Here is a 17,952-nt window from a genome sequence, read left to right as displayed (position 1 = left end):
GCTTAGAGTCGCCGGCATGGAACCACTCGACTTCAGGCCGGCGACCGCCGACGACCTCCCGGCGCTCGTGGGACTGCTCGCCGACGACGCCCTGGGCGCCGCACGAGAGTCGCTCGACGACCTCGCGCCCTATGCCTCCGCCTACCGGGACATCGAGGAGGACCCCCATCAGCAGTTGCTGGTGGCCGAGCGGGAGGGCACCGTGGTCGGCACCCTTCAGCTCACGGTCATCCCGGGCCTCTCCCATCGGGGCAGCGCACGCGCCCAGATCGAGGCGGTGCGCATCGCCGCCTCGGAGCGCGGCACCGGGCTCGGCACACAGATGATCGACTGGGCAGTCGACGAGTCCAGGCGCCAGGGGTGCCGGATCGTCCAGCTCACCTCCGACGCGTCCCGTACCGACGCGCACCGCTTCTATGAGCGCCTGGGCTTCAAGGCGACCCATGTCGGCTTCAAGCTGACGCTCTGACCCCCGCCACCGAACGGGCCGATGCCATGTTTCACGTGAAACACGGCACAGCCGCCAGAACGGACAGGACGCCGCCCCCTACGGAAACGGGACGACGCCGCTGCACTGCCCCGGCCTAGGGCAGCCCCCGCCACCCCTGTGGGTCCACCCCTCCGGGGACCGGGGCGCCGGGGTCGTACGGCTCCCTGGTGAAGGTGAAAGAGCCCAGGTCGAGATGGCTGAGCCGACCGTCGGGGCGGCGCTCGGCCCGTAGCACCTCGCCCGCGAAGTAGCCGTCGAGACCGGTCCACGTACCGTCGGCGGCGGCCTCGAAGCGGGAGGCGCGGCCGGGGCCGAGGGCTTCGAGCGACAGCATCCCGTCGGCCCTCACCCGCAGCACATAGGCCAGGGTCCCCCAGTACCAGGGCCCCGCCAGTTCGAGCACCGCCGGATCGACCTCCCCGGCGGGCCGCCAGGGCTCCGGAATCCGGGGCTCGGCGTCGCGGACGAGGGAGACGAGATCCGCGGCGAGGGCGCTCACGGCGAGACCCGAGGTGCAGTTGCCCAGCACCACGGACGCAAGCCCCTCGTCCACATCCAGGGTCAGCGACGCCCGGAACCCGGGCAGCGATCCGGTGTGCCCCACCAGAAGCCGGTCGCCGCGCCCGAAGACCTCCATACCGAAGCCGTACGCATAGCCGTCCACCACGCCGGAGCCCTCGGAGGGCGCCGCGGGCGTCCGCATCTCCCGTACCGAGTCCGCGTCCAGCACCCGCTCGTCGCCCGCGGCGAGGAACGCGGCGAACCGTGCGAGGTCCCCGGTGGTGGACCACAGCGCCCCCGCGGGCGCCATCACACCGAGGTCTTCGAGGGGTTCGGGCAGCATCACATCGGCCCACGGGTGCACCGCCCAGCCCCCGGCATGCGGCGCCTCGGGCTCCAGCCCCGTGCGCCGCAGCCCCAGCGGCTCCAGGACCTCCCGCCGCAGTACGTCCTCCCAGGGCGCACCGCGCAGCTTCTCCACGAGCGAGCCCAGCGCGGAGAAACCGGGGTTGGAGTAGTGGAAGCGAGCGCCAGGGGCATGGCGGAAGGGCCGCTCCCCGAGCACGTCCGCGAGCGTGGGCCGCAGCGCCCCCGGGGTCCGCTCCCACCAGGGCCCGGGAGACTCGGAGGCCAGCCCCGCGGTGTGGGAGAGCAGTTGGCGGATGGTGACACCCCCCGCTCCGGTGCCCGGCAGATGCCGCTCCAGCGGGTCGTCAAGCGCGAGGACGCCCTCGTTCCGCAGCCGCAGCACCAGGACCGCGGTGAACGTCTTGGTGATGGAACCGATCCTGAACTGCACGTTCCCATCCGGCGCATGGTCGGGAACGCAGGAGCGCGCCCCCTGCCAGACAGTCTCGCCGTCCCTGACCACGGCGGCGGCCACGGAGGGCGCGCGCCCCTCGGACTGTGCGCGCGCGAGACGGTGCAGCAGCGCCCGGCCGGTGGTGGGCAGCAACGGTTCTGGGGGTGTCGTCATGGGCGCAGTCCACCCAATGCGCCCGGCGATGTCGAGCGCATTTCGGGGCGTCAGGGCGCCTGTCGGCCCGTGCGGCGGGCGGTGGCGACGCGGAGGTTCATGGCGCAGGGGGTGATGCCGTCAGGCGCCGTGATCCGCGCCGCCGCGGTGTGGAAGGCGGCCCGCAGCGCGGCACGGTCGGCGGGGCCAAGGGGCCCGAGGTCGTAGGTCCCGGAGAGGCGGTCCCACACCTCGTCGAGGGGGGCGCTGAGGTCGATCCGTACGGTCTCCCAGTCCACGGGGGTGAACCCGGCGGGCGTGAGCAGGCCGTCGAGTCCTTCCCTGCTGCGGGCCTTGCGGTCGCCGAGCGCGGGGATGGTCCCGCCGCCCGGCTCCGCGGCGAGCCTGCGGCGCACCAGGTCGACGAACAGCTCGTACGCCTCTCCCCCCGCGGCGCCGCCGCCGACCGCGACGGCCAGAGTGGCGCCGGGCGCGAGGACACGGGCAAGTTCCGCGACCACCCGCTCGATGTCGCCCATCAGCATCAGCGCCATATGGGAGACACAGGCGTCGAAGCTGCCGTCCGCGAACGGCAACTCCTGGGCACGGCACTCCACGAGGACCGCGCCCGCGAGCGCGGGACGGCGGCGGGCAAGGGCGAGGTCGGCACGCGAGAGGTCCGCGCCCGCGAGCCTGCGGGTGGGAGCAGGGGCGTGCGCGGAGGCGGTGGAGGGGGCGGGGGCGTGCGCGGAGGCGGCGGCGGAAGCGGAGGCGGAGGTGGTGTCTATGACTGTCGCTGTCGCCGTGGCTGTGGCTGTGGCGAGGAGTTCCAGCAGGTGGCCGTCGCCGCAGCCGAGGTCGAGGACGCGGGTCGCACCGGCGACCCGGTCGCGCAGGATCTCGTAGCCCGACCTGTCGTCGTCGCTCCGTCCGCCGCCCAGCGTCCGCGAGGTCACGGCCGGGTACGCCGCGTGGAACCCCCTCAGGAACGCCTCCTGTGCCGCCGTCGTCATCGCGCCCACCCCTCTCGTCCGCGCGGCGCCGCTGCGCGCCCCCGGGGGCATTCTCGACCAGCGCGCCCGGACGGCGCGACCGGCCCCCGTGGCTGCGCCGGCAGGGAACAGACGGGCGGGGGAAGTTGGTTGCGTACGGGGCGTGGCCCGGCGGCCCGGCGGCCGTCCGCGACCACCATGGCCACCATGGACAGAGACGGCGCGGCGGACACGGCCAGGGCGCCGTCCCCCGCGGCACCGCGTCGGGACCGGGGCGCACCCGGACCCCCGGCCGTGCCGCGTCACCCCCCGGACAGGAAGGCTTTCCATGTCAGAGCAGAACCGGCTGGGCAGGATCGGTGTGTGGAGCATCGCCTGGAGCACCGCCCTCGGCGGCGACGGCTCGGCGTACACCGCAGAGTTCGACGAGGCCGCGGCCGAGCTTGAGGAGCTGGGCTACGGCACGCTCTGGCTCGGCGGCAGCCCCGCGGCCTCGTTCGCGGCGCCGGTGCTGCGGGCGACGACCCGGCTGACCGTCGCCACCGGCATCGTCAGCATCTGGGACTACACGGCGGAGGAGGCCGCGGCCCAGCGCGCCGTGCTGGAGCGCGACCACCCCGGGCGGTTCCTGCTCGGCCTCGGTGTGAGCCACAGCCTGATGACGGAGCGCTACCGGCGCCCCTACTCGGCGATGCGCGACTATCTGACGGCGCTGGACGCCGCGCCGGTGCCGGTCCCCTCCGACGCGCGGGTGCTGGCCGCGCTCGGCCCGAAGATGCTGGAGCTGTCCCGGGACCGCGCGGCGGGCGCCCACCCGTACCTGGTCACCCCCGAGCACACCGCGCACGCCAGGGAGGTCCTGGGCGGCGAGGCGCTGCTCGCCCCGGAGCTGAAGGTGATCGTGAGCAGCGACCGGGACGCGGCATACGACCTCGCCCGCGGCTACCTGGCGAACTACCTCAGGATGGCCAACTACACCCGCAGCTTCGAACGGCTCGGCTTCACCGATGAGGACTTCAGGGACGGCGGCAGCGACCGGCTCATCGACGCGGTCTTCGCGATCGGCGACCCTGACGCGATCGCCGCACGCGCCACCGAGTTCCTGACGGCGGGCGCCGACCACCTGGCCGTACAGACGGTCACCGCCGACCCCCGCAGCGACCTGCCCCGCGCACAGTGGCGTCAACTGGCGGAGGCGCTGCCCATGAAGTGACGCCTCCCGGCGTCGCGTCGGCCCCGCACCGCGGGCCGACCGGAGGTCAGAGGGGCCCGTCGGCACGCCCGACGGGCCCCTCTGCCATCGGCCGACCGGCCCCGCGATGTCCTGTACACGAGGCCACTTGAACAGGGAAAACGCAACTTCGACAAGGCCCGCACAGGCAGCTACCTTCACCTGGTCCCCGGCGATCGCCCGCACACCACGCACCCCCGACCAGGGAGAGACGCATGCCGCGGCTTGCTCTGTACACATTCGGCGTCCTGAAGTCACCTCTCGCCGATCCCGCACCTCTCACACGCGAGTTCTACGACATCGGGGAGACCGTCTACCGGAGCATCAGTCAGCACCCCGGATACCTCGCCCACGCCGAAGCGGCGGACAGCAGCCGGGGCGGGCTCTTCGAGGCGGACTGGGGTGCGTGGGGAGAGTTCACCGTACCGGCCTGGTACGACAAGGGCCGTACGGCGGAAACCGCCGCCCTGGCCACGACCCTCTCACTCTGGACCGGCCTGCGCCCCGCCTTCGACGCCGTCTACACCGGTGTGCACCGTGGGGCGCTGAACAGGCGCTACGACTGGTTCGAGAGGACAGGACACCCGGGTCATGTGTTCTGGTGGGTCGCCGACGGCGCGATACCCCTCTGGCGTGACGGGGTCTCCCGGCTCGACCACCTCCACACCCACGGCCCCACACCCCACGCCTTCACCTTCCACCGCCCGTTCACCCCGGACGACACCAACTGGCCACGCGATGACCGCTGTCGATCGCGATGAGCACTGCCGATGGGAACTGACCACGCGTCTCGGGCGCCCGCGCGTGCGGTCGGCTCACGCCTGGGCCATGTCCACGAAGCGGGAGTAGTGGCCCTGGAAGGCGACCGTGATGGTGGTGGTGGGGCCGTTTCGGTGTTTGGCCACGATCAGGTCGGCCTCGCCCGCCCGGGGGGACTCCTTCTCGTACGCGTCCTCGCGGTGCAGCAGGATGACCATGTCGGCGTCCTGTTCGATCGAACCTGACTCACGGAGGTCCGAGACCATCGGCTTCTTGTCCGTGCGCTGTTCGGGGCCACGGTTGAGCTGGGAGAGCGCGATGACCGGGATCTCCAGCTCCTTGGCGAGCAGCTTCAGGTTCCTGGACATGTCCGAGACCTCCTGCTGCCGGCTCTCGGCGCGCCGGGAGCCGCCCGACTGCATCAGTTGCAGATAGTCGATGACCACCAGCTTGAGGTCATGGCGCTGCTTGAGGCGGCGGCACTTGGCGCGGATCTCCATCATCGACAGGTTCGGCGAGTCGTCGATGTAGAGCGGTGCGGCCGTCACGTCCGGCATGCGCCGGGCGAGCCTGGTCCAGTCCTCGTCGGTCATGGTCCCCGACCGCATGTGGTGCAGCGCCACCCGCGCCTCGGCCGAGAGCAACCGCATCGCGATCTCGTTCCTGCCCATCTCCAGCGAGAAGATGACGCTGGGCAGAGCGTTCTTGATCGACGCGGAGCGGGCGAAGTCCAGGGCGAGGGTCGACTTTCCCATGGCGGGGCGGGCCGCGATGACGATCATCTGGCCCGGGTGGAGGCCGTTGGTCAGGGAGTCGAAGTCGGTGAAGCCGGTGGGGACACCGGTCATCTCGCCGCTGCGGGAGCCGATCGCCTCGATCTCGTCGAGCGCGCCCTCCATGATGTCGCCGAGCGGGAGGTAGTCCTCGCTGGTGCGCTGCTCCGTGACGGCGTAGATCTCCGCCTGCGCGCTGTTGACGATCTCGTCGACGTCTCCGTCGGCTGCGTACCCCATCTGGGTGATACGGGTGCCTGCCTCGACGAGGCGGCGCAGGACGGCGCGCTCGTGGACGATCTCCGCGTAGTACTCGGCGTTGGCGGCCGTCGGCACCATCTGGACCAGGCTGTGCACATACGAGGCGCCGCCGACCTTGGTGATCTCGCCGCGGCGGGTCAGCTCGGCGGCGACCGTGATCGGGTCGGCGGGCTCGCCCTTGGCATAGAGGTCGAGGATGGCGGTGTAGACCGTCTCGTGGGCGGGGCGGTAGAAGTCCTGGCCGCGCAGCACCTCGACGACGTCGGCGATGGCGTCCTTGGACAGCAGCATGCCGCCGAGCACGGACTGCTCGGCCTCCAGGTCCTGGGGCGGCACCCGCTCGAAGCCCGACCCGGGTCCTTCCCAGCCGTCCACGTCCCTGCCGCGCTCGTGCTGGTCGTCACGGCCGCGGTCGGGGCGGCGGCGGGAAGTGGGCAGACGATCCCCCGGTCCGCTGTCGGCCCATGGGTCGTCCAAGGGCTCGGAAATGCTCACCGGGCCACCTCCTCGCGTCCGCCGTGCGGACCTAGCCGTACCGCCTTCTTTCCTACGGCACGACACTGACAAAGCAAGAGGCCCAACTCCGGTTCTGACGCGTCGGTTTTGTGGCGATTCCCGGGCCACCGAACGAGGCGGGCGCCGCACTACCGTAGGCCGCTCCGCACCGTCAGCCAATCTGGTTATCCACAGGCCCTGTGGATGACGGGCCCCAGTCTGTGGAGAACCGGGGAAAACCTGTGCACGAGCCGGTGGACAGCTCTGTGAACAAGCGGACGAACCCTCTGCCACACCCCTACTGACCTGGTGTTTCGACATCCACCGGCTGTGCAGAAGAAAAAGTCTCCCGGTCGGCCCAAGATCACCACAAAGCCTGCACAACAGCCCGCGCGTCGCACCACAAGTAAGGGTCACATAGGGCTTGCATCCGTTACCTGTGGAAGATTAGATTGACGGCCATGACCCAGGCTCCCGCGACGCCACGAGCTGCCCGCAGACGGCACGACCGGGAGATCGTCGCACTGGCCCTCCCGGCCTTCGGCGCACTCGTCGCCGAGCCCCTTTTCGTGATGGCCGACAGCGCCATCGTCGGCCATCTCGGCACCGCCCAGCTTGCCGGACTCGGCGTCGCCTCCGCGCTGCTGACAACCGCGGTCAGCATCTTCGTCTTCCTCGCCTACGCCACCACCGCCGCCGTCGCCCGCCGGGTCGGCGCAGGGGACCTGCCCGCCGCCATCCGCCAGGGCATGGACGGCGTCTGGCTCGCACTGCTCCTCGGCGCCCTGGTGATCGCCGTCGTGCTGCCCACCGCGCCCGCGATCGTCGACCTCTTCGGCGCCTCCGACACCGCCGCACCGCCCGCCGCCACCTATCTGCGGATCTCCGCCCTCGGCATACCCGCCATGCTGGTCGTGCTCGCCGCCACCGGCATCCTGCGCGGCCTTCAGGACACCAGGACCCCGCTGTACGTCGCCGTCGGCGGTTTCATCGCCAACGGCGCGCTGAATGCCGCCCTGGTCTACGGGGCGGGGCTCGGGATCGCGGGCTCGGCCTGGGGCACCGTGATCGCCCAGTGCGCGATGGCGGTCGTCTACCTCACCGTGGTGGTCCGCGGCGCGCGGCGCCACGGGGCGTCGCTCAGGCCCGACCTGGCAGGCATCAGGGCCTGTGCCCAGGCCGGCGCCCCGCTCCTGGTCCGCACGCTCTCCCTGCGGGCCATCCTGATGATCGCGACCGCGGTCGCCGCCCGCCTCGGCGACGCCGACATCGCGGCCCACCAGATCGTGCAGTCCCTGTGGAGCCTGCTCGCCTTCGCGCTGGACGCCATCGCCATCGCGGGCCAGGCCATCATCGGCAGATATCTGGGCGCCGACGACGCGGCGGGCGCCAGGGACGCCTGCCGCCGCATGATCCAGTGGGGCATCGCCTCGGGCGCCGTACTGGGCCTCCTGCTCATCGCGGGGCGCCCGCTGTTCGTGCCGCTCTTCACCGGTGACTCCGCCGTACGGGACGCGGCGCTGCCCGCCCTGGTGGTGGCCGCGGTCGTCCAGCCGGTGTGCGGGATCGTCTATGTGCTGGACGGCGTGCTGATGGGCGCGGGCGACGGCCCGTATCTCGCGGGGGCGATGCTGGTGACGCTCGCGGTCTTCATCCCGGCCGCGCTGCTGGTGCCCACGTTCCACGGCGGCCTGGGGGCGCTCTGGGGCGCGATGGCGCTGATGATGGTGGTCCGCTGGGTGACGCTCTGGGCGCGTACGCGCTCCGGGCGGTGGATCGTCACCGGGGCGACGCGCTGAGCGGTCACGAAGCCCGTCGGGTGCGGGAGTGTTTCACGTGAAACGTGGGGCGCAGGTCCCTGCCCCCCGGTCCCGGAGGGGCGGTGTTTCACGTGAAACCAGCGGGGCCGGGCATGACGGAGGGGGCACACCGGTCGGTGTGCCCCCTCTGGCGTCAGCGCGGCGCCCGGTCCCGGGGGACTCAGGCGGCGACGACCTCGACGTCCACCTTGGCGGCAACCTCGGGGTGCAGCCGGACGGACGTCGAGTGGGCGCCCAGGGTCTTGATGGGCGCGCCCAGCTCGATACGGCGCTTGTCGACGTCGGGACCGCCCGCGGCCTTGATCGCCGAGGCGACGTCGGCCGGGGTGACGGAGCCGAACAGGCGGCCCGCGTCGCCGGAGCGGACCGCGAGGCGGACCCGCACGCCTTCGAGCCTGGCCTTGATCTCGTTGGCCTGCTCGATGGTGGCGATCTCGTGGATCTTGCGGGCGCGGCGGATCTGCTCCACGTCCTTCTCGCCGCCCTTGGTCCAGCGGATGGCGAACTTCCGCGGGATCAGGTAGTTGCGGGCGTAGCCGTCCTTGACGTCGACGACATCGCCCGCGGCGCCGAGGCCGGAGACCTCGTGGGTGAGGATGATCTTCATGACTCGGTCACCCTTCCCTTATCGCGCGGTGGAGGTGTAGGGCAGCAGCGCCATCTCACGGCTGTTCTTCACGGCCGTGGCGACGTCGCGCTGGTGCTGGGTGCAGTTGCCGGTCACGCGGCGGGCACGGATCTTGCCGCGGTCGGAAATGAACTTCCGCAGCATGTTCGTGTCCTTGTAGTCCACGTACGTGACCTTGTCCTTGCAGAATGCGCAGACCTTCTTCTTAGGCTTGCGCACAGGCGGCTTGGCCATGGTGTTTCTCCTGTGTGATCAAGAAGTGTGAGATTGCCCCGTCAGAACGGGGGCTCGTCCGAGTAGCCGCCACCGCCACCGGAGCCGCCGCCCCAGCCGCCGCCGCCACCGCCGCCCTGCTGGCCGCCACCGGCCGGAGCGCTGGTGGCCCAGGGGTCGTCGGCGGGGGCTCCGCCGCCCTGCTGCTGGGGAGCGCCGCCGCCGGGGCCGCCGCCCCAGCCGCCGCCACCCTGCTGGCCGCCACCGCCGCCGTAGCCACCCTGCTGGCCACCGCGGCCCGAGGTCTTGGTGACCTTGGCCGTGGCGTTGCGCAGGCTCGCGCCGACCTCGTCGACGTCCAGCTCGTAGACCGTGCGCTTGATGCCCTCCCGGTCCTCGTACGACCGCTGCTTCAGCCGGCCCTGCACGATGACGCGCATGCCGCGCTGGAGCGACTCGGCGACGTTCTCCGCCGCCTGGCGCCAGACCGAGCAGGTAAGGAAGAGGCTCTCGCCGTCCTTCCACTCATTGGTCTGGCGGTCGAAGGTGCGGGGCGTGGACGCGACGCGGAACTTCGCGACCGCCGCACCGGAGGGGGTGAAGCGCAGCTCGGGGTCGTCGACAAGATTGCCGACGACCGTGATGACGGTCTCGCCTGCCATGGATGAACCTCTCGGCGGGTTTGCTGCTGGCTGCTTGTGCTGCTCGGATCGCGAGAACCGCTCACCCCGGGGCCCCGACGGCTCGGGGCCTGGGGTCAGTGGGTCTCGGGACGGAGGACCTTGGTCCTCAGGACGGACTCGCTGAGGTTCATCTGGCGGTCGAGTTCCTTGACGACCCCAGGCTCGGCCTGGAGGTCGACGACCGAGTAGATGCCCTCGGGCTTCTTCTTGATCTCGTACGAGAGACGGCGACGGCCCCAGGTGTCGATCTTCTCCACCTTGCCGTTGCCCTCACGGACGACGGAGAGGAAATTCTCGATCAGGGGGGCGACGGAGCGCTCCTCCAGATCGGGGTCGAGGATGATCATCACCTCGTAGTGACGCATGTGGAACCCACCTCCTCTGGTCTCAGCGGCCACGGTCGTTCCGTGGCAGGAGGGTCGTTATGCGTGTGCAACGGTATCGGCCGCCACTGACATCGGCTGCCGCCGGGCGGCTTCCCGGGGCTCGGGCCCCGGACGTTCCCCGGCGATCAGCGGAGCCGGGCCCACACCGTCACAGACGCTACAGAGTACTCGCCCCCCGCTTCCGGTTGAAATCCGGCTCTTTTGGTCCGCACTCTGTACACATCGGGTGTGCAGGGCGCTACGACGCGCCGCTTACGCAGGAGGTGCCATGGCACACGCAGTGCGATCCACCGCATCCTCGTCCCTGCTGGCCTCGGACGGCAGGGCCCATCCGCTCCAGGACACGCTGCTGCTGGTGACGCTCGCCCTCGGGCTCACGGCGGCGGTCTCCTCCATCTTCCACGGACTGCACCTGCTCACGTCCTGGGCGGGCCTCGTCGGCATCCTGACGGGTGCCTGGGGCCAGTACATCTCCGTGACGACACGCGAGCGCACCGGCCTCGTGGTGGGCATGGGCCTGGCGGCGCTCGGCCTCCTCGTCGGCATGGCCCACGGCGGCCTCTTCGGGGGCCTCGTCGGCTGACGGCGCCGGGCCGCCCGTACCCCTCGCGCCCCTCGGCCGACGACCGGCGGGGTGAAGGTGGCGCATGCCCAAACGGGGTGGGCTGAGGGCGCAGTAGGCTTCGCCGCGAGAGCCGGAACCCCGCCCCCGGGGAGACCCCAGCCCAAGGAGCGCCCCGAATGAGCCTGACCTTGAGGACCATCAGCCGTGAGCAGCATCTGGCGTACATCCAGAGCCTGCCCTCGGCCAGTCACATGCAGGTCCCGGCCTGGGCAGACGTGAAGGCGGAGTGGCGCTCGGAGAACCTCGGCTGGTTCGACGAGCGAACCGGTCAGCTCGTGGGCACGGGCCTGGTGCTGTACCGGCAGCTCCCGAAGATCAAGCGGTATCTGGCGTACATGCCGGAGGGCCCGGTCATCAACTGGTACGCGCCCAACCTGGACGACTGGCTGCGCCCGATGCTGGCGCACCTCAAGCAACAGGGTGCGTTCTCGGTCAAGATGGGGCCGCCCGTGGTCATCAGGCGCTGGGAGGCCGGGTCCATCAAGAAGGGCATCCAGGACCCGGACGTGAAGCGACTGCGGGACATCGAGGCCGACTTCATCGAGCCGCGCGCCTTCGAGGTCTCCGACAAGCTGCGCCGGATGGGCTGGCAGCAGGGCGAGGACGGCGGCGCCGGCTTCGGCGACGTACAGCCGCGCTACGTGTTCCAGGTGCCGCTGGCGAACAGGTCCCTTGAGGACGTCCACAAGAGCTTCAACCAGCTCTGGCGGCGGAACATCAAGAAGGCGGAGAAGGCGGGCGTCGAGGTCGTCCAGGGCGGCTACCAGGACTTGGCCGAGTGGCAGCGGCTCTACGAGATCACCGCGCAGCGCGACCGCTTCAGGCCGCGCCCGCTGAGCTACTTCCAGCGCATGTGGACGGCGCTGAACACCGAGGACCCCAACCGGATGCGGCTCTACTTCGCCCGGCACAACGGGGTGAACCTCTCGGCGGCGACCATGCTCGTCGTCGGGGGCCACGTCTGGTACTCGTACGGCGCCTCGGACAACATCGGCCGCGAGGTGCGGCCGTCGAACGCGATGCAGTGGCGGATGCTGCGCGACGCGTACGCGCTCGGCGCCACCGTCTACGACCTGCGCGGTATCAGCGACTCCCTCGACGAGACCGACCATCTCTTCGGTCTGATCCAGTTCAAGGTGGGCACCGGCGGGCAGGCGTCGGAGTACATCGGCGAGTGGGACTTCCCGCTCAACAAGCTGCTGCACAAGGCACTTGACATCTACATGTCGCGCCGCTGACCGGGAGACGGGGGTCACCGGAGGGTCACGGGCCGTCGCGTGTCGCGCGGCCCGGCCTCAGGAACGGGCACAATGTCCGTTCACAGATCCGATCAGACCACGAAGACCAGAAAGGTTCCGGGAACGGCCATGGCGCTCACGCTCTATGTCGACACCGCGCGCTGGCGGGCACATCACAAGCATGTGCTGGAGCAGTTCCCGGGGATCGTCCCGGTCTGCAAGGGCAACGGATACGGCTTCGGCCACGAGCGCCTCGCGGAGGAGACGACCCGCTTCGGCTCGGAGATCCTCGCCGTCGGCACCACGTACGAGGCGGCCCGTATCAAGGACTGGTTCGGCGGGGACCTGCTGGTGCTGACGCCGTTCAGGCGCGGTGAGGAGCCGGTGCCGCTGCCCGACCGGGTGATCCGCTCGGTGTCCTCGCTCGACGGGGTGCACGGGCTCGTCGGGGCGCGGGTCGTCATCGAGGTGATGTCGTCGATGAAGCGGCACGGGGTCAGCGAGCGGGACCTGCCGCAGTTGATGTCGGCGATCGAAGACGTGCGCCTGGAGGGCTTCGCGATCCATCTGCCGCTCGACCGCACGGACGGCACGGACGCCGTCGAGGAGGTCATCGGCTGGATGGACCGGCTGCGCGCGGCGCGGCTGCCTCTGCACACCATGTTCGTCAGCCATCTGAAGGCGACCGAACTGGCGCGGCTCCAGCAGCAGTTCCCGCAGACCAGGTTCCGGGCGCGGATCGGCACCCAGCTCTGGCTCGGGGACCACGAGGCGACCGAGTACCGGGGCTCGGTACTGGACGTGACGCGGGTGGTCAAGGGCGACCGGTTCGGCTACCGGCAGCAGCGGGCGGCGGCCGACGGCTATCTGGTGGTCGTCGCGGGCGGCACCTCGCACGGGGTGGGCCTGGAGGCGCCGAAGGCGCTGCACGGGATGATGCCGCGGGCGAAGGGGGTGGCGCGGGCCGGGCTCGCCACCGTCAACCGGAACCTGTCGCCGTTCGTGTGGGCGGGCAAGCAGCGCTGGTTCGCCGAGCCGCCGCACATGCAGGTCTCCATCCTCTTCGTGCCGTCCGCGGACGCCCCCGAGCCGCATGTGGGCGAGGAGCTGGTGGCGCACCTGCGGCACACCACGACCCAGTTCGACCGGATCGTCGACCGCTGACCCCGGCCGCGCCGGCCTCTCCCGCCCCACCGCGCCCCTTCCGGGGTGTCCCGCGTGCCGCTTCCGGGGCTTCCGTGCGTCCCTTCCGGGCCCTGTGAGCCGCCGTACGGCCGTCTGCGGGCCCCGTCAGTCGCCCGGGGCTCCCGGGGGCTCCAGGCCCCAGCGGACGGCTCCATGGGCTCCTGGGGCGTCCTGGGTGCTCGCCGTGTGTGCGGCGTGCCGGGGCGGATGGGCGGCGTGCCCGAGGACATAGCGGTCCTCGGCGCCGTCCAGCACCCCGCCCGAGGGGTCGTCGTCCCCCGAGCGCCGCACCGGGTCGCGCTCCGGCAGCAGGATGTCCCGTACCACAACGGCGCAGAGGTAGAGCGTGCCGAGCAGATGGATGACGATGGCGATGTGGTAGCCGTCCTGGGGCAGGCCACGGTGCTTGTCCCCGCTGGTGGTGTACGCGAGGTACATCCAGATGCCGAGGAAGTACCCGGCCTCGCACACCTGCCAGATCAGGAAGTCCCGCCAGCGGGGCCTGGCCAGCGCGGCGAGCGGCACCAGCCACAGCACGTACTGCGGTGAGTACACCTTGTTGGTGAGGATGAAGGCCGCCACGACCAGGAACGCGAGCTGGGCGAAGCGCGGCCGCCGGGGCGCCGTCAGGGTGAGCGCGGCGAGGATGACGCAGGACAGCAGCATCAGCAGGGTCGCCAGGGTGTTGACGGTCCCGGTGGCGAGCGACGGGTTGGCGCGCTGGGCGATGATCAGCCAGAAGGAGCCGAAGTCGACGCCGCGCTCCTGGCTGAAGGTGTAGAACTTCGCCCAGCCCTCGGGGGCGAGGAGTATCACCGGCAGGTTCACCACCAGCCAGGCCCCGACGGCGCCCGCGAGGGCCGTGGCGTACGCCCGCCAGGCGCCCGCGCGCCAGCAGAGCAGGAGCAGCGGCCCCAGCAGCAGCGCGGGGTAGAGCTTGGCGGCGGTGGCGAGCCCCAGCAGGATGCCGAAGGCGAGATGGCGGCGGCGGGACCACATCAGCATGGCGGCCGCGGTGAGGGCCACCGCGAAGAGGTCCCAGTTGATGGTGGCGGTGAGCGCGAACGCGGGCGCCAGCGCCACCAGCAGCCCGTCCCAGGGCCGGCCGCGGTGGGTGCGGGTGACACAGACGGCGATGACCGCCGCGCAGATCATCAGCATCCCGGCGTTGACCATCCAGTAGACCTGCTCCTGGTGCTGGAGCGTGCCGCCGCCGGGGGTGAGCCAGGCGGCGACCTCCATGAAGACACCGGTCAGGACCGGGTACTCCAGATAGTCCATGTCGCCGGGGATGCGGTCGAAGTACGGCACGAGGCCGTCGGCGAAGCCGCGCCCCTGGAAGAGGTGGGGGACGTCGGAGTAGCAGGCGTGGGTGTACTGGGAGCTGGCGCCGAAGAACCACGCCCCGTCGTAGCAGGGCAGCTTCTGGATCATGCCGAGCGCGAACATGCCGAGCATCACCAGGGTGACGACCCGTACGGGGGTCCACCAGGAGGTGCCGGTCAGGGCCCACCGCCCCAGGGGGCCGCCGATCAGCTCGCTCCCGGCCGCGGCCACCGCGTCCTCCGCCGTGGGGCGTACGGGGTCCGGTTCACGGGCGCCGGTGGGCGTCATCTCTGCGCTGGGCATGTCGCACATCCTGCCGTACCCGGCTGAGAACAGACGGATGGGCCGCCCCGTCGGATGAACGGGACGGCCCATGTTTCACGTGAAACGCGGCCGGTCGGCCTCAGCCGAAGATGCCTCCGCCGTTGTCGTTACCGGCGTCGTTTCCGGCGTTCTCACCGCCTCTGTCGTCACCGCCGTCGTCCGTTCCCGGTGGTGGCGAGGTCGTGGAGCCTCCGTCCTGTCCGGCGTCCGTACCGCCGTCCTGTCCGGCGTCGCTGCAACCCCACCACTGGCCCTTGCAGGTGTCGGTCGGGTCGGGGGTCTCGCTCGGCGGCTCCGACGGCTCGGTCTCGGTCGGCGAGGGACTGTCCGAGGTCGACGGGGAGTCGCTCACGGACGGCGAGTCCGACGGCTTCGGGGCGCTGCCGACGACCTCGCCGATCTCCTCGGCGGGCTCGAACTTCTCCGGCTGGGTGCCCTTGAGCGCCTTCGTCATGTAGTCGTGCCAGATCTGGGCCGGGAACGACGCACCGTGGATCTTCTCCTCGCCACCGGTGCCGTACATCTCAAGGAACTTGCGCTCCTTGCTCTTCTCGTTGTCGTCCATCCGGTACATGGAGATCGCCGTGGAGAGCTGCGGGGTGTAGCCGACGAACCAGGCCGACTTGTTGCCGTCGGTGGTACCGGTCTTGCCCGCGACCTGGCGGTCCGGAAGCTTCGCGGGGGTGCCGGTACCGCTCTTGACGACGTCCTCCAGCACATCCGTGACGTTGTTGGCGACGTTCGAGTCGTATGCCTGCTTGGCCTTGTCCTCGTGCTTCCAGAGCAAGTCGCCCTTCGACTCGACCTTGGTGACCGAGTAGGGCTCCCGCTGCTTTCCGCTGGCCGCGAAGGTGCCGTACGCACTCGCCATGCGGATGGCGCTGGGGTCCGAGGTGCCGATCGAGAACGAGGGGAAGGCGGAGCTGGCCAGGCTGTTCTCCTTGATGCCCGCGTCGAGCACCGACTGCTTCACCTTGTCAAGGCCGACATCCATGCCCAGTTGCACATACGCCGAGTTGACGGACTGCTCCATGGCCTTGCGCAGGGTGATCTTGTAGTCGGGGGGCGCGCCGAGGCTGTCGCCGCCGTCGTTGGTCTGGAGCCACTCCTTGCCCTCCTCGTTGGTCCAGACGCTCCCGTCGTACTGCTTGATCTTGAGCTTGTTCTTCCCGCTGTACATGCTCTGCGGGGAGACTATGGTCCGCTCGTCGGGCGTCTGGGTCGCCTGCCCCTCCGGATCGCGCACACCGTCGCGCATCGCGGCGGCCAGGACGAAGGGCTTGAAGGTCGAGCCGACCTGGGCGCCCGTGGCGTCGGCGTTGTCGGTGAAGTGCTTGGTGGCGTCCTCACCGCCGTAGATCGCCTGGATGGCCCCCGTCTTCGGGGAGACGGTGGCGCCGCCGAACTGGACGTACTTGTCCGTGTCCGGGCGCTTCTTGGGGTCGATCTTCTCCTTCTCGACCTTCTTGATCGAGTCTTCCAGCTCGCCGACCTTCTTCTTGTCGAAGGTCGTGTGGATCTCGTAGCCGCCCTGCTGGAGCTTGTCCGCGGAGACGATGTCGTTGTTGATGACATACGCCTTCGCCAGGTCGACGAGATAGCCGACCTGCCCGCTCAACTGGTGGTTGGAGCGCGGGCCCTGGAGCTTCGGGAACTCCTTGTACGTGGCCCGCGTGGACGCCTTGAGGTGGCCGTCCTTGACCTCCTGGTCCAGAATCCACCCCCAACGGTCGGTGGCCCGCTTGGTGTTGGCCTCCTGGGTCGCCGAGGGGTCGATGGACGTGGCACCGGCCGGGTCGTAGTACGTGGGGCCCTTGAGGATCGCCGCGAGGAAGGCCGTCTGGCTCGCGTCGAGCTTGGAGGCGTCCACGCCGAAGTACGTACGGGCCGCGGCCTGGATGCCGTACGCCCCGCGGCCGTAGTAGGCGCTGTTGAGGTAGTTGGCCAGGATCTCCTGCTTGGAGACCTGGGCGCCCACCTTGATGGAGATGAAGAGTTCCTTGAACTTACGGCTGATGGTCTGGCTCTGGTCGTCCAACAGCGCGTTCTTCACGTACTGCTGGGTGATGGTCGAGCCGCCCTGGGTCTCACCGCCGCGCGCCATGTTGACGAGGGCGCGGGAGACGCCCATCGGGTCGACGCCCTTGTCGGTCCAGAACGTCTTGTTCTCGGCGGAGACGATGGCGTTGCGCATCGATGCCGGGATGTCCTCGTAGCGGATGATCTGCCGGTTCAGGTTCGCCTCACCACCGGTGGCGACCATCTCCGAGCCGTCGGCCCAGTAGTAGACGTTGTTCTGGGCTCTGGCGGTCTTCGCGATGTCCGGCACGTCCACCATCGCGTACGCGATGCCCGCGATCGCCATCAGGCTGCCGAGGAAACCGATGAACAGACCGGTCACCAGGCGCCATGAGGGCACCCAGTGGCGCCAGCCGAACTTGCCCGCCCGCGGGTAGTCGATGAACCGCTTCTTGACCGGGGCGCCCCTGCCGCGTCCGCGGCCCGGCCCCGGGGCGCCCGCGGGGCCACCGGCGCGCCGCCCTCCGCCGCGGCCGCCGCCCCCACCGGCTCCCGGGCCCTCTGCGGCCCTGCGCCGCCCCCCGCGCTGTGCGGCGCGGCGGGCCTCTGCCCTGCCGCCGGGGGGCCGCTCGCCGCCCGTGGAGGCCCCCGTGGGGCCGTAGCCGTCGGACGGGGAACCCGTGGCGTCGCGCGGGGCGGCCCGGCGGCCGGGGGGCTGCCCGCCCGGTGCGCCGCGGCGCGCGGCGGCGCGGCCGCCCCCTCCTGGCTGCGGTGGCTTGCGACGGTGCTCGCTCATCGAAGGACTACTCCTCGGGCAGGCGCTGGCACGCCTGGACACGGCAGCGGTTTGCGGTTTCCCCCCGACATGCGGATGCGGTTGCTGGCTTTCATCCGCACTGCACCAGGGAGTGAGACGACCGGCGTCCTCACTCGGTTCCCTGCGTTACGCATGGCGCACAGACTACGCACCGTCAAAACGCGTGTAGCGCAGAACTTCATGGCAAATCAGGCAACTTGCTTCCCACTAATCAGCGATGTGACAGCGTTC

16 protein-coding genes are annotated in these 17,952 nt (G+C 70.6%); 7 read left to right on the top strand and 9 right to left on the bottom strand.

The genetic code is table 11. From position 1 onward, the window contains the following. The first annotated feature begins 16 nt into the window (after positions 1 to 16). The gene (locus ACIBIW_RS05000) at positions 17 to 469 is read left to right on the top strand and encodes a GNAT family N-acetyltransferase (protein WP_399332065.1); all 453 of its coding nucleotides are present in this window, start codon (positions 17 to 19) and stop codon (positions 467 to 469) included. 115 nt (positions 470 to 584) lie between these two features. Here the strand turns inward: ACIBIW_RS05000 and ACIBIW_RS04995 are convergent, their stop codons facing one another. After that, entirely contained in the window at positions 585 to 1,967 is a 1,383-nt protein-coding gene (locus tag ACIBIW_RS04995) for a serine hydrolase domain-containing protein (RefSeq protein WP_399332063.1), read from the bottom strand. 50 nt (positions 1,968 to 2,017) lie between these two features. After that, positions 2,018 to 2,959 (bottom strand): class I SAM-dependent methyltransferase, encoded by a 942-nt coding sequence (locus tag ACIBIW_RS04990; protein ID WP_399332061.1) that lies wholly within the window; start codon positions 2,957 to 2,959, stop codon positions 2,018 to 2,020. Positions 2,960 to 3,266: 307 nt separating this feature from the next. Here ACIBIW_RS04990 and ACIBIW_RS04985 point away from each other — a divergent pair, with 307 nt between their 5' ends. Together ACIBIW_RS04985 and ACIBIW_RS04980 are read left to right on the top strand one after the other, a co-directional pair. Beyond that, positions 3,267 to 4,151 carry an LLM class F420-dependent oxidoreductase gene (locus ACIBIW_RS04985; RefSeq protein ID WP_399332059.1) on the top strand — a complete coding sequence of 295 codons (885 nt, stop codon included), beginning with the start codon at positions 3,267 to 3,269 and terminating at the stop codon, positions 4,149 to 4,151. 233 nt (positions 4,152 to 4,384) lie between these two features. Then, positions 4,385 to 4,930, top strand: a complete 546-nt coding sequence (locus ACIBIW_RS04980; RefSeq protein WP_399332057.1) for a DUF3291 domain-containing protein — start codon at positions 4,385 to 4,387, stop codon at positions 4,928 to 4,930. Positions 4,931 to 4,984: 54 nt separating this feature from the next. Here ACIBIW_RS04980 and dnaB read toward each other — a convergent pair whose 3' ends face one another. After that, positions 4,985 to 6,457, bottom strand: coding sequence for a replicative DNA helicase (gene dnaB / locus ACIBIW_RS04975; protein ID WP_399332055.1), 1,473 nt, complete (start codon positions 6,455 to 6,457; stop codon positions 4,985 to 4,987). Positions 6,458 to 6,918: 461 nt separating this feature from the next. On the opposite strand from dnaB, the gene ACIBIW_RS04970 reads away from it, so the two are divergent. After that, positions 6,919 to 8,256, top strand: coding sequence for an MATE family efflux transporter (locus ACIBIW_RS04970; protein WP_399332053.1), 1,338 nt, complete (start codon positions 6,919 to 6,921; stop codon positions 8,254 to 8,256). A gap of 181 nt (positions 8,257 to 8,437) precedes the next feature. Here ACIBIW_RS04970 and rplI read toward each other — a convergent pair whose 3' ends face one another. From rplI to rpsF, 4 genes are all read right to left on the bottom strand, one after another. After that, positions 8,438 to 8,884, bottom strand: a complete 447-nt coding sequence (rplI, locus tag ACIBIW_RS04965) for a 50S ribosomal protein L9 (protein WP_399332051.1) — start codon at positions 8,882 to 8,884, stop codon at positions 8,438 to 8,440. A gap of 18 nt (positions 8,885 to 8,902) precedes the next feature. After that, on the bottom strand, positions 8,903 to 9,139 hold the full coding sequence (gene rpsR / locus ACIBIW_RS04960; RefSeq protein ID WP_003949403.1) for a 30S ribosomal protein S18: 237 nt from the start codon (positions 9,137 to 9,139) through the stop codon (positions 8,903 to 8,905). A gap of 41 nt (positions 9,140 to 9,180) precedes the next feature. Further along, the gene (locus ACIBIW_RS04955) at positions 9,181 to 9,780 is read right to left on the bottom strand and encodes a single-stranded DNA-binding protein (protein WP_399332049.1); all 600 of its coding nucleotides are present in this window, start codon (positions 9,778 to 9,780) and stop codon (positions 9,181 to 9,183) included. 95 nt (positions 9,781 to 9,875) lie between these two features. After that, the gene (gene rpsF, locus ACIBIW_RS04950; protein ID WP_399332047.1) at positions 9,876 to 10,166 is read right to left on the bottom strand and encodes a 30S ribosomal protein S6; all 291 of its coding nucleotides are present in this window, start codon (positions 10,164 to 10,166) and stop codon (positions 9,876 to 9,878) included. A gap of 289 nt (positions 10,167 to 10,455) precedes the next feature. Between rpsF and ACIBIW_RS04945 the strand changes: the two genes are divergently transcribed. The 3 genes from ACIBIW_RS04945 to ACIBIW_RS04935 all read left to right on the top strand — a co-directional run bounded on the left by ACIBIW_RS04945 (position 10,456) and on the right by ACIBIW_RS04935 (position 13,214). Beyond that, positions 10,456 to 10,770 (top strand): hypothetical protein, encoded by a 315-nt coding sequence (locus tag ACIBIW_RS04945; RefSeq protein WP_399332045.1) that lies wholly within the window; start codon positions 10,456 to 10,458, stop codon positions 10,768 to 10,770. Positions 10,771 to 10,928: 158 nt separating this feature from the next. Beyond that, on the top strand, positions 10,929 to 12,050 hold the full coding sequence (locus ACIBIW_RS04940; protein WP_399332043.1) for a lipid II:glycine glycyltransferase FemX: 1,122 nt from the start codon (positions 10,929 to 10,931) through the stop codon (positions 12,048 to 12,050). Between the two features lie 129 nt (positions 12,051 to 12,179). Further along, positions 12,180 to 13,214, top strand: a complete 1,035-nt coding sequence (locus ACIBIW_RS04935) for an alanine racemase (protein ID WP_399332041.1) — start codon at positions 12,180 to 12,182, stop codon at positions 13,212 to 13,214. A gap of 126 nt (positions 13,215 to 13,340) precedes the next feature. Here the strand turns inward: ACIBIW_RS04935 and ACIBIW_RS04930 are convergent, their stop codons facing one another. Together ACIBIW_RS04930 and ACIBIW_RS04925 are read right to left on the bottom strand one after the other, a co-directional pair. Continuing rightward, complete coding sequence (locus ACIBIW_RS04930) at positions 13,341 to 14,873, bottom strand: glycosyltransferase family 87 protein (protein ID WP_399332039.1); 1,533 nt, start codon at positions 14,871 to 14,873, stop codon at positions 13,341 to 13,343. Positions 14,874 to 14,964: 91 nt separating this feature from the next. Next, on the bottom strand, positions 14,965 to 17,700 hold the full coding sequence (locus ACIBIW_RS04925; protein ID WP_399332037.1) for a transglycosylase domain-containing protein: 2,736 nt from the start codon (positions 17,698 to 17,700) through the stop codon (positions 14,965 to 14,967). Positions 17,701 to 17,952: the final 252 nt, after the last annotated feature.

It is taken from the genome of Streptomyces sp. NPDC050560, assembly GCF_044457285.1.
In the GTDB taxonomy this organism is placed as follows: domain Bacteria; phylum Actinomycetota; class Actinomycetes; order Streptomycetales; family Streptomycetaceae; genus Streptomyces.
The sequence above is the reverse complement of the archived record's forward strand: the minus strand, read 5'-3'. Positions and strand labels throughout refer to the sequence as shown.